Source organism: Paraburkholderia sp. CI3, assembly GCF_050436505.1.
GTDB classification, from domain to species: domain Bacteria; phylum Pseudomonadota; class Gammaproteobacteria; order Burkholderiales; family Burkholderiaceae; genus Paraburkholderia; species Paraburkholderia tuberum.
Map to the genome: position 1 here is coordinate 891,764 of NZ_JBNDMI010000002.1, position 13,648 is coordinate 905,411.

12 protein-coding genes are annotated in these 13,648 nt (G+C 64.8%); 5 read left to right on the forward strand and 7 right to left on the reverse strand.

All coding sequences use genetic code 11. The annotated features are described in order from the left end of the window. Window positions 1-48: 48 nt before the first annotated feature. The 3 genes from OKW29_RS06965 to OKW29_RS06975 all read right to left on the reverse strand — a co-directional run bounded on the left by OKW29_RS06965 (window position 49) and on the right by OKW29_RS06975 (window position 2,725). The gene (locus OKW29_RS06965) at window positions 49-948 is read right to left on the reverse strand and encodes a MipA/OmpV family protein (protein WP_429290467.1); all 900 of its coding nucleotides are present in this window, start codon (window positions 946-948) and stop codon (window positions 49-51) included. A gap of 355 nt (window positions 949-1,303) precedes the next feature. Beyond that, window positions 1,304-2,062, reverse strand: a complete 759-nt coding sequence (gene msrA / locus OKW29_RS06970) for a peptide-methionine (S)-S-oxide reductase MsrA (protein ID WP_429290468.1) — start codon at window positions 2,060-2,062, stop codon at window positions 1,304-1,306. 147 nt (window positions 2,063-2,209) lie between these two features. Continuing rightward, window positions 2,210-2,725, reverse strand: coding sequence for an Lrp/AsnC family transcriptional regulator (locus tag OKW29_RS06975; protein ID WP_026226668.1), 516 nt, complete (start codon window positions 2,723-2,725; stop codon window positions 2,210-2,212). A gap of 141 nt (window positions 2,726-2,866) precedes the next feature. On the opposite strand from OKW29_RS06975, the gene OKW29_RS06980 reads away from it, so the two are divergent. Continuing rightward, window positions 2,867-3,883: a 1-aminocyclopropane-1-carboxylate deaminase gene (locus OKW29_RS06980; RefSeq protein WP_184062409.1), complete on the forward strand. Its 1,017-nt coding sequence runs from the start codon at window positions 2,867-2,869 to the stop codon at window positions 3,881-3,883. A 14-nt stretch (window positions 3,884-3,897) separates the two neighbouring features. On the opposite strand, the gene OKW29_RS06985 is transcribed toward OKW29_RS06980, so the two are convergent. Continuing rightward, window positions 3,898-4,809 carry a LysR family transcriptional regulator gene (locus OKW29_RS06985; protein WP_184060001.1) on the reverse strand — a complete coding sequence of 304 codons (912 nt, stop codon included), beginning with the start codon at window positions 4,807-4,809 and terminating at the stop codon, window positions 3,898-3,900. Window positions 4,810-4,946: 137 nt separating this feature from the next. Here OKW29_RS06985 and OKW29_RS06990 point away from each other — a divergent pair, with 137 nt between their 5' ends. Continuing rightward, entirely contained in the window at window positions 4,947-5,672 is a 726-nt protein-coding gene (locus tag OKW29_RS06990; RefSeq protein WP_429290469.1) for a pirin family protein, read from the forward strand. 97 nt (window positions 5,673-5,769) lie between these two features. Then, window positions 5,770-6,183, forward strand: a complete 414-nt coding sequence (locus OKW29_RS06995; protein WP_184035498.1) for a DoxX family protein — start codon at window positions 5,770-5,772, stop codon at window positions 6,181-6,183. A 111-nt stretch (window positions 6,184-6,294) separates the two neighbouring features. Here OKW29_RS06995 and ahpF read toward each other — a convergent pair whose 3' ends face one another. The 3 genes from ahpF to prpR form a co-directional block, all read right to left on the reverse strand. Continuing rightward, window positions 6,295-7,893, reverse strand: coding sequence for an alkyl hydroperoxide reductase subunit F (gene ahpF, locus OKW29_RS07000; RefSeq protein WP_429290470.1), 1,599 nt, complete (start codon window positions 7,891-7,893; stop codon window positions 6,295-6,297). A gap of 172 nt (window positions 7,894-8,065) precedes the next feature. Beyond that, the gene (gene ahpC / locus OKW29_RS07005) at window positions 8,066-8,629 is read right to left on the reverse strand and encodes an alkyl hydroperoxide reductase subunit C (RefSeq protein WP_429290471.1); all 564 of its coding nucleotides are present in this window, start codon (window positions 8,627-8,629) and stop codon (window positions 8,066-8,068) included. A 148-nt stretch (window positions 8,630-8,777) separates the two neighbouring features. Continuing rightward, complete coding sequence (gene prpR / locus OKW29_RS07010; RefSeq protein ID WP_429290472.1) at window positions 8,778-10,799, reverse strand: propionate catabolism operon regulatory protein PrpR; 2,022 nt, start codon at window positions 10,797-10,799, stop codon at window positions 8,778-8,780. 201 nt (window positions 10,800-11,000) lie between these two features. On the opposite strand from prpR, the gene OKW29_RS07015 reads away from it, so the two are divergent. Together OKW29_RS07015 and OKW29_RS07020 are read left to right on the forward strand one after the other, a co-directional pair. After that, on the forward strand, window positions 11,001-11,885 hold the full coding sequence (locus tag OKW29_RS07015) for an isocitrate lyase/PEP mutase family protein (RefSeq protein WP_429290473.1): 885 nt from the start codon (window positions 11,001-11,003) through the stop codon (window positions 11,883-11,885). Window positions 11,886-12,179: 294 nt separating this feature from the next. Continuing rightward, a complete protein-coding gene (locus tag OKW29_RS07020; RefSeq protein WP_429290474.1) occupies window positions 12,180-13,619 on the forward strand; it encodes an MFS transporter in 1,440 nt (479 codons plus the stop codon). The last annotated feature ends 29 nt before the right edge of the window (window positions 13,620-13,648 follow it).

Here is a 13,648-nt window from a genome sequence, read left to right on the forward strand (position 1 = left end):
GGCTATACCCACCAAGTCACGGCGCAGTGGCTGCGCGGCGGCGGTGCGTCAGAACCGGTAGTTGATCGACACGTCGGCGACGCCGGTCGCGCGGCTGCGCGTGATCGGACTGTTGCCGGCGCTGCCGACGAGCTGCTCGAACGCGCCGTCGGCGGTCGCGAACCAGTGCTTGCTGAACAGCCAGATCGCGCTGACGCCGAAACCCACCGACTTGAAGCCCGCGCTCGCGTGGTACTGCGGATACTGCGAGTGCGCGGCCTGCTCCTGATTGACGCCGAACCAGCTGTTCATGTAATTGGAGTCCGCGAGCACCACGTTCGGGCCGGCGAACCAGAAGAACTGCCTGGTGCTGCCGGGCATCGGCATATAGGCGCCGAGATCGCCGATCCAGCCGTTCGATCCGCCGAAATAGCGGCGGATATCGGCGCGCAGGACGAGCGGAAAATCCTTCGACACGACGTACTCGCCCGCAAGCTTCAGACCGGGCGCCGGGTTGATGTTGCCGAGCCCGTTGAGTTCCTGCGGATCGTCCTGGCCGCGTCGCCCGAGGTCGTAGACCGCGGCGAGACTCATGCGCCAGTTCTCGCCCTGCGCGAAATTCACGCCGAAACCTTCGCCGCTCGACAGAAAGAACAGATCCTTGTAGCGCACGTCGATGCTCGGGCCGGTCACCAGGTGATAGCGGTCCGATCCTTCGAAGCGCGGCTGGAACGATGTGGCCACGCCGAAGCGCAGTTGCCAGTCGGGAATGTTCGGCTGCCACATCTTCTGCAGCGGAATGCCCACCGAATATTGCCATTCGCCGAGCGGCGACGGCGTCTGCGCGAAGACCACACCCGGCACGCAGGCCATCGCGCCCAAGGTCGCGGCGACGAGCGAGCTCGCCGCGATGCCGGTTTGTTTATGGCGAGGCATGGCGCCCCGCTTCTTTCTACGGCTGTTCAACACCGGAAGCCTCCAATTTCGCTCGTCGCGATGAGGTTAGGTTTTCGCCCGGGGTCCAGCGCGGGCCCAACAACGCGGACGACCGCCGCGCTGTTACTTACGGCGTGTAATTTTTCCAATCGATGAAGCGGGCAGCGCGAGGCGCGCGAGGCGCGGCGAGCCCGCATGACCCACGCGCTAGTATGGCCACTGCGCATAGTCCTTGCGCGCCGCGGTGACGCGGACAATGGCCAACGGAACATTGCTGCGCAAGATACGCGCCAACTCTGTGGAAGATTGATGACGAGCGCGACCCAAGGCGTAACCCGAAGACGGTCCGGCGCTGCGGCGGCGCCGCTGGCGCCGCCGTTCAGAGGGGTTATTGCCCTGCTTCGACGAGTACCGGCTTGTCGCGATACAGGTTGGGGAACAGGCGTTTCAGGTTGGCGATTTTCGGCATGTCATTGAACACGATGTAGGCCGAATCGGGATGCAAGGTCAGATAGTTCTGGTGATACGACTCGGCCGGATAGAAGCCCTTGTACGGCTCCGTCTTCGTGACGATCGGCGCGGGGAACACGTGCGACTTGTCGAGCTGCGCAATGTAGCTTTGCGCGACGTGCCGTTGCGCGTCGTTCAGCGGAAAGATCGCGGAGCGGTATTGCGTGCCGCTGTCGGGCCCCTGACGATTCAGCTCGGTCGGGTCCTGAACCACCGAGAAATACACCTGCAGCAACTGGCCGTAGGTGACCTTGCCAGGATCGAACGTGACCTGCACCGATTCGGCGTGCCCCGTCTCGCCGCCGCTGACGGTCTCGTACTGCGCGGTGTCGCGTGAGCCGCCCGAGTAGCCGGACACCGCCCGCGTGACGCCGCGCACATGCTGGAACACCCCCTGGACGCCCCAGAAGCAGCCACCCGCGAACACCGCGGTTTCCTCGTGCGCGGTGCTGGCCGGGATCGGTTCGTCGAGCGCGGGCGGCGCGATCACGACGGCGCTCTCCGCCGCGAACACGACGCGCTGCGCGAGCGGCAACGCGAGCGCGGCCGCGCCTAGCAGCAGCGACAACACGGCCGCGCGTGTGCGTTTCGAGCTGCCGCCGAACGATGTAAGGAATTGCGGTCTGTTGCGAGTCATGATGGTCGCTCCGGAAAAGTGCCGGCGCCCGCCCGCGTTGGCACGGTGCTGCCATGGCCGCATGCGGGTGCGCCGAAGCTTGGTCGCGCGGGCGCGGCGTTTATGACAGCATGCGCGCTTTCGCGGCCGGCGGCGCGGCCGCGCGGCTCACAGCGGAAATTTCGTGGTCGACAGGATTTCCTTCAGCACCATGAATGAGCGGATCTGCCGTACGCCCGGCAGATACAGCAACTGCTCGGCGTGGAGTCGATTGAAGCTGTCGCTGTCGCGCGTGCGGATCACCATGAAATAGTCGAACTCGCCGGTCACCACGTGGCACTCCATGCAGCCGGCCACTTTCTGCGCGGCCTTCTCGAACTCGGCGAACGACTCGGGCGTCGAGCGATCCAGTACCACGCCGATGATCACGAGCATGCCCGCGCCGGCCGCCTTTGGATCGAGCAGCGCGACCACGCCGCGAATCAGCCCCGATTCCTTCAAGCGTTCGACGCGCCGCAAACACGCCGGCGCGCTCAGCTTCACTTTCGCGGCGAGCGCCACGTTCGAAATCGACGCGTCGGTTTGCAACTGCCGCAGGATCGCGCGATCGATGCGATCGAGCGGGTGGTGAATCGCGCCGATGCCCGAAGGTGGCGCTCCAGCACGAACTTTCGTTGCGCTCATGACCATGTGTACGAAAGTTTTGTTAGGAAGCGGACATTCTTTGATTTCGAAAAATACGTCTACGCGATTTTTTTCGCAAGCTCATTTCTGGCGGTTTTTCCTAACATAAACTCATGGAAATCACCCCACCACGGAGCCGCGATGAACCTGCAACGATTCCCCCGCTACCCGCTCACCTTCGGACCGACGCCAATTCAACCGCTCAAGCGTCTGAGCGAGCATCTCGGCGGCAAGGTCGAGCTGTATGCCAAGCGCGAGGACTGCAATAGCGGCCTCGCGTTCGGCGGCAACAAGACCCGCAAGCTCGAGTATCTGATCCCCGACGCGCTCGCGCAGGGCTGCGACACGCTCGTGTCGATCGGCGGCATCCAGTCGAACCAGACGCGCCAGGTCGCGGCGGTTGCCGCGCATCTGGGCCTGAAGTGCGTGCTCGTGCAGGAGAACTGGGTCAACTACTCGGATGCGGTGTACGACCGCGTCGGCAACATCCAGATGTCGCGCATGATGGGCGCCGACGTGCGGCTCGTGCCGGACGGCTTCGACATTGGCTTTCGCAAGAGCTGGGAAGACGCGCTCGACAGCGTGCGCGCGGCCGGCGGCAAGCCGTACGCGATTCCGGCCGGCTGCTCGGACCATCCGCTCGGCGGCCTCGGCTTCGTCGGCTTTGCCGAAGAGGTGCGTCAGCAGGAAGCCGAACTGGGCTTCAAGTTCGACTACGTCGTCGTGTGCTCGGTGACGGGCAGCACGCAGGCTGGCATGGTCGTCGGTTTCGCCGCCGACGGCCGCGCCGATCGGGTTATCGGCATCGACGCATCGGCGAAACCGGCGCAGACACGCGAGCAGATCACGCGCATCGCGAAGCGGACCGCCGAGAGCGTCGAACTGGGCCGCGACATCACCGCGAAGGACATCGTGCTCGACGAGCGCTACGGCGGCCCGGAATACGGTCTGCCGAACGACGGCACGCTCGAGGCGATCCGTCTGTGCGCGCGGCTCGAAGGCATGCTGACCGATCCGGTGTACGAGGGAAAGTCGATGCACGGCATGATCGACAAGGTGCGTAACGGCGAATTTCCGGCCGGCTCGCGCGTACTTTATGCGCACCTGGGCGGCGTGCCGGCGTTGAGCGCGTACAGCTTTATCTTCCGCAACGGTTGATAGGGTTTAGGGGATTAGCCGACGGGCGTCCGCGGTTCGGTCGCGAGCTTCTTCCTCAGATGCCTGCGCAGAAACTCGACGAATGCCCGGATCGTGACCGAGCTTTGCCGATGCTGCGGATAGACGGCATAGACGCCCGTCGCCGACGGCAGGAACGCTTCGAGCACGGGCACGAGTTGTCCGCTTGCGAGCGCATCGGCGACGATGAAATCCGGCAGCCGAACGATTCCAAGTCCCGCGACGGCCGCATCGCGAATCAGATCGCCGTTATTGGCGCGTAACGGCCCGCGCACCTCGACGCTCTTCACCACGCCCTCGACGCTGAAGTCCCAGCTCACCGCGCCGCCGTGGCCGTACAGCAGACATTCGTGGTTCGCAAGATCGCCAGGCACGGCCGGGCTGCCACGCCGGCGCAGATAACCGGGGCTGCAGCACGCGACCATCTTCACATCGATCAGCTTTTGCGCGATCAGCGACGAATCCGCCAGCGTGCCGATACGGATCGCCATGTCGAAGCCTTCGCCGACCACATCGACGGCGCGGTCGCTCAGTTCCATGTCGAAGCGCACGTCGCGATGCTCGCGCAGAAACGCCGCGACGAGCGGCGACAGATGCATCATGCCGAACGACATCGGCGCGCTCACGCGTAGCAGCCCGCGCGGCCCGGCGCGGCGCAGCGACATGGCCTGCTCGGCGTCCTCGACCTCGCCGAGGATGCGCTTCGCGCGCTCGTAGAACTCCTGACCCAGATCGGTCACCGCCAGCTTGCGCGTGTTGCGGATCAGCAGTTGCACACCGAGCGCTTCCTCGAGCGCCATCACACGGCGGCTCACGAACTGTTTCGACAGCGACAGCCGGTTCGCCGCGGCGGTGAAATTGTGGGCGTCGACGGTCGCGACGAAGATGCGCATGTCATCGAGTTGCATCGTATTGTCCACTCCAATGCGACAGTGTTTCCGGTTTTATCATGATTATAGTCATCCGGATTGACCTACACTGTCGTTCATGGATCGCAGCCAAACATCTGGCCCGGATCGCACGACAAAACTCAAGGAGAAAGAGCATGCTCGAAATCAGACACGCCAACCAACGTGGCCGCGCGGAACACGGCTGGCTCAGCTCGCGTCATACGTTTTCGTTCGCGAACTATCACGATCCGAAGCAGAACGGCTTCTCCGACCTGCTCGTGATCAACGACGACCGTGTGGCGCCGGCGCAGGGCTTCGGCAAGCATCCGCATCGCGACATGGAGATCTTTTCGTACGTGCTCGAAGGCGCGCTCGAACACAAGGACACGATGGGCACGGGCTCGGTGATCGTGCCGGGCGACATCCAGTTGATGAGCGCGGGCACCGGTGTGGCGCACAGCGAATACAACCATTCGAAGAGCGAGCCGGTGCACTTCCTGCAGATCTGGATCGCGCCGGCCCAGCAAGGCACGAAGCCGCGCTATCAGCAACAGCACTTCGGCGCGGCCGACAAGCGCGGTGTACTGCGGCTCGTGCTGTCGCCGGACGGTGCGAACGGTTCGCTGCAGTTGCAACAGGATGCGCGCGTGTATGCCGGTCTGTTCAACGGCGAGGAAACTGCGCGGCTCGAACTCGCGAAGGACCGCTATGCATATGTTCAGGTGGCGCGCGGCAGCGTTACGGTGAATGGCGTCGAGCTTGGCGAGGGTGACGGCGCGCGGGTGCGGGGTGAAGAAGCGCTGACGTTCACGCAGGGCCGCGATGCGGAAGTGCTCGTGTTCGACCTGCGTAATATCGAAACCTCGGCGTTGTGGGCATAAGCGCTCCGCTTGCGCCGCTATTGACTCAAACCTGAACGCGGCTCGCTGGACGACGATTTCCAGCGAGCTTCATCCCTCTACCCTATCGGGAAAAATCATGCGCTACACACTGTTTGAAAACCAGAAAGACGTCGTCGTTCTCGTCGCTCGAATCCTGCTGATGGTGCTGTTCGTGATGTTCGGCTGGTCGAAGCTGACCGGCTTTGCCGGCACCGTCGCTTATATGACGTCGACCGGCGCGCCCGTGCCGGCGTTGTCGGCTGTTATCGCGGTGGTGATGGAGCTTGTGGTGGGCGTCGCGCTGTTAGTGGGATTTTTCACGCGACCGCTGGCGCTGCTGCTTGCGGTGTATACGCTCGGCACCGCGATCATCGGCCATCACTACTGGAATATGACGGGCGCGATGCAGTACGACAATATGATTCATTTCTACAAGAACATCGGCATCATCGGCGGGTTGCTGCTGTTGTGCGTGACCGGCCCCGGCAAGTATTCGTTCGACCGGCGGTGATACCGATTCCCGTGCGTTAACGAAAAAGGCCCGCACGAATGCGGGCCTTGTTGCATGCGCAAACTGAAACGGCGGCCCGCGGGTCGCGGTTTGCCTCTCTGAGCTACCGAATCACACCGCTGCTTCGGCTTCCGCTTCCGCTTCGCTGACCGCCGCGACTTCTTCGCTGTTGCGGATCAGGTGATCGAATGCGGACAGCGATGCCTTCGCACCCTCGCCCACCGCGATCACGATCTGCTTGAACGGCACCGTGGTCACGTCGCCGGCGGCGAACACGCCCGGCACCGACGTCGCGCCGCGCGCATCGACGACGATCTCGCCATGCTTCGACAGCTCGACCGTGCCCTTCAGCCATTCGGTGTTCGGCACGAGACCGATCTGCACGAACACGCCTTCGAGTTCGACCGTCTTCACTTCGCCCGAAGCGAGGTCCTTGTAGACCAGGCCGTTGACCTTCTTGCCGTCGCCGGTGATTTCCGTGGTCTGCGCCTGCGTGACGACCGTCACGTTCGGCAGGCTGCGCAGCTTGCGTTGCAGCACCTCGTCGGCACGCAGCGTCGCACCGAATTCGAGCAGCGTCACTTCGCGCACGAGACCCGCGAGGTCGATCGCGGCCTCGACGCCCGAGTTGCCGCCGCCGATTACCGCGACGCGCTTGCCCTTGAACAGGGGGCCATCGCAGTGCGGGCAGTACGCGACGCCATGATTGCGATACTCGCGCTCGCCCGGCACGTTGATTTCGCGCCAGCGCGCACCGGTCGCGAGGATGATCGTCTTCGCCTTCAGCACCGCGCCGTTGGCCAGACGTACTTCGATGATGCGCCCCGGAATCAGCGCTTCGGCGCGCTGCACGTCCATGATGTCGACGTCATAGGCCTTTACGTGCTGTTCGAGCGCAGTCGCGAACTTCGGTCCTTCGGTTTCGGTCACGGAGACGAAGTTCTCGATCGCCAGCGTGTCGAGCACCTGGCCACCGAAACGCTCGGCCACGACACCGGTCGCAATGCCCTTGCGCGCCGAGTAGATCGCCGCCGCTGCGCCCGCCGGGCCGCCGCCGACGATCAGCGTGTCGAACACCGGCTTGTTCTCCAGTTCCTTCGCGGCGCGCGCACCGGCGTTGGTATCGAGCTTCGCGAGGATTTCCTTCACGCCGCTGCGGCCCTGGCCGAAGGTTTCGCCGTTCAGGAACATCGTCGGTACCGCCATGATCTGGCGCGCGTCGACTTCGTTCTGGAACAGCGCGCCGTCGATCGCGACGTGACGGATGCGCGGATTGATCAACGCCATCACGTTCAGCGCCTGCACGACTTCCGGGCAGTTCTGGCACGACAGCGAGAAATACGTTTCGAATCGATAGTCGCCGTCGAGGCTGCGGATCTGTTCGATCACCGCGTCGTCGAGTTTGACCGGGTGGCCGCCGACCTGCAGCAGTGCGAGGACGAGCGACGTGAATTCATGCCCCATCGGAATGCCGGCGAAACGGATGCCGGTTTCCTTGCCCGCTTCGCCAATCGAGAACGACGGCTTGCGTTCGTCGTCGCCGCGACGCTCGATCACCGTGACGCGCTCCGACAAGGTCGCGATGTCGTTCAGCAGGGCCAGCAGCTCCTGGGACTTCGCGCTGTCATCGACCGACGCGACGAGCTCGATAGGCCTGCTAACTTTTTCGAGGTACGACTTCAGTTGAGTCTTGAGATTGACGTCGAGCATGGCGTTGCGATTCCGTGACGAGGGGTGTGGGTGTCCCGGCGCCGCACGCATCCGGATAGGACGTGTTGGGCCCGGGGACGCGCGAAGCGCCGTATCAGGCGATTCGCGCGGTGAAGCGCCGGAAAGAACCCGGCAGATGCAGACTGCGGGTGCAGCGTGAGCTGCGCGGACCTTAGATCTTGCCGATCAGGTCGAGCGACGGGGTCAGCGTTTCCGCGCCCGGCGTCCACTTGGCGGGGCACACTTCGCCCGGGTGCTTTGCGATGTACTGAGCAGCCTGAACCTTGCGCAGCAGTTCGCCAGCGTCACGGCCGATGCCGTTGTCGTGGATTTCGCACAGCTTGATCTCGCCTTCCGGGTTGATCACGAACGTGCCACGCAGCGCGAGGCCTTCTTCTTCGATCAGCACGTCGAAGTTGCGCGAGATAGCGAGCGTCGGGTCAGCCAGCATCGGGTACTTGATCTTGCGGATCGTATCCGACGTGTCGCGCCAGGCCTTGTGCGTGAAGTGCGTATCGGTCGACACGCTGTAGATTTCCACGCCCAGCTTCTTGAAATCTTCATAACGATCGGCCAGGTCACCGAGTTCGGTCGGGCACACGAACGTGAAGTCGGCCGGGTAGAACACGAAAACCGACCACTTGCCCTTCAGGCTTTCTTCAGTGATGGTCTGGAAATCGCCGTTGTGAAAAGCCTGTGCTTTGAACGGTTTGACTTGACTGTTGATGATCGGCATTTGCTGAATCCTCTCTTTGAGGGGGTTGGAAAGTAGAGTCAGTATGTCAGACTGCGCTTAATAGGTAAAGTGGATTGTGTTAATGAGTTCGATAGTCTGGCCCTATTCATTTCGTCTGCCGAGACTATCGGACGATTTGCCGGGCGTTTCAGCCCTTCAGAAGCCGCCACAGCGTGGTTCTGCCGATGCCGAGCGCGCGGCTCGCGGCGGCGCGATTGCCGCCCGATTGTTCGAGGGCGCGCAGCGCGGCCTCACGGCTGGGGGTAGCGCGGGGCGCCGTGCTGCCGGGCGCAGGGCCCGGAGGCGCCTGTGTGATCTGCTCGACCTCAACTGCCCTCATCCGGAAGAACTCGGGAAACACGGCCTGCCAGTCTGGCAATGCGTCGGCAGTCAGGTTCCCGGACATCACGTTGGTCGGGTCACCGATATAAATCGCCGCGCGGGCCAGGAGATTTTCCAGTTCACGGACGTTACCGGGCCACGCGTAATCCGCAAAAAGCGGGGCGAGAAACACGAGCACCCGCTCGAGCCCCGCCGCCGACAAGCCGTACTGCAGCGCGCTGCGCTCCAACAGGTGCCGCGCCAGCGGCGCGATATCGGCACGGCGTTCGCGCAGCGGCGGCAATTTTATCTGAAGCAGATTTAATCTGAAATACAGGTCCGCGCGAAACGCGCCCTCCTCGACGAGCGCGTGCAGATCGCGGTGGGTCGCGGCGATCACCCTCACGTCGACCGGCGTCGCGCGGCCCGCGCCGAGCTTCATCACCTCGCGCTCCTGCAGCACGCGCAATAGCCGGCTTTGCAGCGCGGCCGGCATTTCGCCGATCTCATCGAGAAAAATAGTGCCGGTGTGCGCGATTTCAAACAACCCTGGCTTGCCGCCGCGCCGCGCGCCCGTGAACGCCCCTTCCTCGTGCCCGAACAGTTCGCTTTCGATCAGCCCCTCGGGCAGCGCCGCGCAGTTGAACGCGACGAACGGATTGCCGCGCCGCCGGCTCGCGTTGTGGATGCCCTGTGCGACCAGTTCCTTGCCGGTACCGCTTTCGCCGCTCAGGAGCACGGTCGCGTCGTGCGCGGCGCCGGCGCGCGCGAGCCGGCGCACGCGCTCGAGCGCCGCCGAAGCGCCGATCAGATCGTCGAGCCGGTGCCGCGCGACCAGATGCCTCGGCCGCAGGCTGGTGCGCAGGGAACGGTCGATCCGCTGCGCAACGAGCGCGTCCTGCGCCGTCACGACGAAACCGGCGCGCGCGCCCTGCTCGACGATCGGTACACAGCCGACGATCAGTGCGCGGCCGCCAATCTGTTCGATGCGCTCGTCGACCGGCTGGTCGGCGGCGCGCGTCTCGCGCAGCAGCGGCGCGAGCGCGCGCGCGACTCGTGCGGGGGTGTCCTCGTCGTCGTTTGGGACCGCCTGCGCGGCGCCTAGACCGAGCAGTTCGAGCATTGCCGGGTTGACGGCTTCGAGCTGGGCGGCTTCGTCGAACGCGGCGACGCCGTCGCGCAGATGCGCGACGATCGTGTTCAGGCGCACCCGCTTCGATTCCTTCTGGCGGCTCACCCGCGCCAGTTCGACCGAGCGCTCGAACGCTTCCTCGACCGCGGCAAGCGAATACAGGAACACGCTTTCCATGCCGGCCTGCTGCGCCAGATCGCAGGCCATGCCAGCGCCGACCACCACGTGGCAGCCCTGCGCGGCGAGTTCATCGACTGCGAGCCGCACTTCGTCGATCGACCGATACGCGCGCTGCCGCAGATCGACGTTCAAGAGCGGGCTCAGGTCGGCCAACTCCTGCGCGATTGCTTCGTGCAGCGCGAGCCCGATGCGCGCCTGCGGCCATGTGGCGGTCGCGCGCGTGATCGCGCTCAACACGTCGAAACCATTCACCTTGACCATTACCACCGGCACGCTGAGGTTCTCGCGCAGGTACGCGCCGTTCGAGCCGGCGGACAGTACGACGTCGACCGAACCTGCGTCCACGTAAGCCTGCAACGCCGCGACGGCCGCGCCGTAGCCCTCCCGCACCGTGAAGAACTTCGCCCGGCCCGCGTAGCGCGGCGCCACCGTCTCGCAAAGCGACTGCAGTCGGCTGATACTGACGAGTGCGACACCGGGCCGCCCGGCATCGACGGCAGGGCTAGGATTCGCGACAAATGGGGTGAACGTGGACACGCGGCTCTCCTTGATTGAAACGTTCCTCGAAACGTTTCATGAAACGTTCCACCGATTGTGCCATGGACGTCCAGGCAGGAGTTCATATCGCGCAAACCCTTGTTCCAGCGGCACGACCGGCGAACTGCCGTTCAATGGCACGCTTCCTGCAGAATGTCGGCCGCGTTCCATTACCGATTTTCCCTTCTGGAGACCTGCATCATGACCACCACTTCCGCCACCCGCCGCGCCGCGTTCCGCGCCAAAGTCAATCAGCGTCAGGGCCTGCTCGTGCCCGGCGCGTTCAACGCGATGAGCGCGCGCGTGATCGAGGACGCCGGCTTCGAGGCGGTCTACATCACCGGCGCGGGCGTCACCAACATGTCGCTCGGTCTACCCGACCTCGGCTTCATCGGCCTTGCCGAAGTCGCAGAGCACACCGCGCGCATCCGCGACGCGGTCGCGCTGCCGCTGATCGTCGATGCCGACACCGGCTTCGGCAACGCGCTGAACGTGCGCCAGACCGTGCGCGTGCTGGAGCGCAGCGGCGCCGACGTTATCCAGTTCGAAGATCAGGTGATGCCCAAAAAATGCGGCCACTTCTCGGGCAAGGAAGTCGTCGCGGCGAGCGAGATGGTCGGCAAGATCCGCGCGGCTGTCGACGCGCGCGAAGACGCGAACCTGCAGATCATGGCGCGCACCGACGCGGCCGCAGTCCACGGCATCGAGGACGCGATCGAGCGCGGTCATCGCTTCATCGAGGCGGGCGCCGACATCCTGTTCATCGAGGCGACCGAATCGCTCGCCGACATCGAGCGTCTGCCGGGGCTGTTCAATGTGCCGCAGCTGATCAACATCGTGATCGGCGGCAAGACGCCGGTGCAGTCGCGCGACGCGCTCGCGAAGCTCGGCTACGGCATCGTGCTGTACGCGAATGCGGCGCTGCAGGGCGCGGTGCTCGGCATGCAGCGCGCGCTCGGCACGCTGCAAAGCAGCGGCCGCCTCGACGAGGACGCGACGATCGTCGCGCCGTTCAGCGAGCGCCAGCGGCTCGTCAACAAGCCGCTGTATGACCGGCTGGACAAGGAGTACGCGGGGAAGGACTGACGCTCGGGCGGCGGCGCGGCGGTGCGACGCGCTGCATGCCTGCGCGATATGGAACCCTTTATTGCGTTAGGATTCAGGGCTGGCAATCAGGCAAGCTGATGTTCGCGTCAGCCCGCCGCGACCGTTCGCGGCGCCGGCCTCGTCCGCGGGGCCGCTCTCCCGGCTGCCGGCAGACGCACAAAACCGCAAACGAAAGGTAGTCGCAAGCACCATGAAGTCAAACTCTTCACGCGCCCCGCGCGGGCTCGTCAATTGTCTTTCAGCGCGCACGCGCGCAGCACGGGAGCTCGCCCGATGAGCCGCAGCGGCACCCGCACCGCGCACGTCGGCTGGCTGCCGTACATCGTCGCGGCTACCTTCTTCATGGAGTACCTCGACACCACGGTGATCGCCACCGCGCTGCCGCAGATGGCGCGTTCGTTCGGCGTCGGCCCGAACAGCCTGAGTCTCGGCATGACCGCCTACATGCTCGCGCTCGCGATCTTCATCCCGGCGAGCGGCTGGGTCGCCGACCGCTGCGGCGCGCGCACCGTGTTCGTCAGCGCGATCGGCGTGTTCACGGTCGCGTCGGTGCTGTGCGGACTGTCGCAGAATGTGCCCGAGTTCACGGCCGCGCGGCTGCTGCAAGGCATCGGCGGCGCGATGATGGTGCCGGTCGGCCGTCTCATTGTGGTCCGCAGCACCGAGAAGGCTCGCATGATGCAGGCGATCTCGACGATCACATGGCCGGCCATCGCGGCACCGGTGGTCGGGCCGCCGATCGGCGGCTTCATCACGACCTACGCGTCGTGGCGCTGGATCTTCCTGCTGAACGTGCCGTTCGGCCTCGCGGCGATTGCCGTCGCGCTCGCCATCGTGCCGAACCTGCGCGGCACCGAACGCAAGCCGCTCGACGTCGTCGGCCTGCTGCTGAGCGGCATCGCGCTGACCGCGATTCTGTACGGCGCGGAGCTCGCGAGCCAGGCGGCCACCAATCCGTGGCTCGCGGTCTCGATCGTGGCGGGCGGCCTGCTGGTCGGCGCGCTCGCGTTCCAGCATGCGAAGCGTCATCCGTATCCGCTCGTCGACGTGTCGACGCTGAAGGTGCCGACGTTTTCCGTGACGGTCATCACCGGCTCGTTCACGCGCATTGGCATTGGCGCGGTGCCCTATCTGATGCCGCTGCTGTTCCAGGTCGGTTTCGGGCTGTCGGCGTTCCGCTCGGGGCTGCTGCTGCTCGCGAGCGCGCTCGGCAATCTCGGCATGAAGGCGCTGACCACGCGCATCCTGCAGCGCTATGGCTTCCGGATGGTGTCGATCGTCGATGTGGCGGTGGCCGGCATTTTCATCATCGCGTGCGGACTGCTGACGCCGGACGTGCCGCTCGTGTTCGTGCTGATCGTCGTGTTCGTGTACGGCGTCGCGCGCTCGATGCAGTTCTCCACGCTCGCGACGCTCGCCTATGCCGACATCCCGCAGCCGCAGATGAGCGCGGCGAGTACGCTGTGGAGCGCGGCCGCGCAGATGACGATCGGTCTCGGCATCGCATTCGGCGCGGTGTCGCTGCGCGTCGCGGCGCTGTTCAATGGCGAGACGACCGGCCACGTGTTCACGCTCGACGATTTCCGCCTCGCGTTCCTGTTCGCCGGTGTGCTGACGCTGCTGTCCGTGCTTGGATATATGGGGCTCGCCCGCAATGCTGGGCAGAGTATCGGTGGGGGTTCGCGCGGCGGTGAAACTCCGGCGAAGAGCTAGGGGACGCGCAAGCGCTGCGCGATCAAAAG

Coding starts and splice junctions, on each gene's coding strand:
- ahpF (WP_429290470.1), bottom strand. CDS start 7,893: ATGCTCGACGTCAATCTCAAGACTCAACTGAAGTCGTACCTCGAAAAA.
- OKW29_RS07015 (WP_429290473.1), top strand. CDS start 11,001: ATGACCACCACTTCCGCCACCCGCCGCGCCGCGTTCCGCGCCAAAGTC.
- OKW29_RS06975 (WP_026226668.1), bottom strand. CDS start 2,725: ATGAGCGCAACGAAAGTTCGTGCTGGAGCGCCACCTTCGGGCATCGGC.
- ahpC (WP_429290471.1), bottom strand. CDS start 8,629: ATGCCGATCATCAACAGTCAAGTCAAACCGTTCAAAGCACAGGCTTTT.
- OKW29_RS06985 (WP_184060001.1), bottom strand. CDS start 4,809: ATGCAACTCGATGACATGCGCATCTTCGTCGCGACCGTCGACGCCCAC.
- OKW29_RS06990 (WP_429290469.1), top strand. CDS start 4,947: ATGCTCGAAATCAGACACGCCAACCAACGTGGCCGCGCGGAACACGGC.
- OKW29_RS06980 (WP_184062409.1), top strand. CDS start 2,867: ATGAACCTGCAACGATTCCCCCGCTACCCGCTCACCTTCGGACCGACG.
- OKW29_RS06995 (WP_184035498.1), top strand. CDS start 5,770: ATGCGCTACACACTGTTTGAAAACCAGAAAGACGTCGTCGTTCTCGTC.
- OKW29_RS07020 (WP_429290474.1), top strand. CDS start 12,180: ATGAGCCGCAGCGGCACCCGCACCGCGCACGTCGGCTGGCTGCCGTAC.
- msrA (WP_429290468.1), bottom strand. CDS start 2,062: ATGACTCGCAACAGACCGCAATTCCTTACATCGTTCGGCGGCAGCTCG.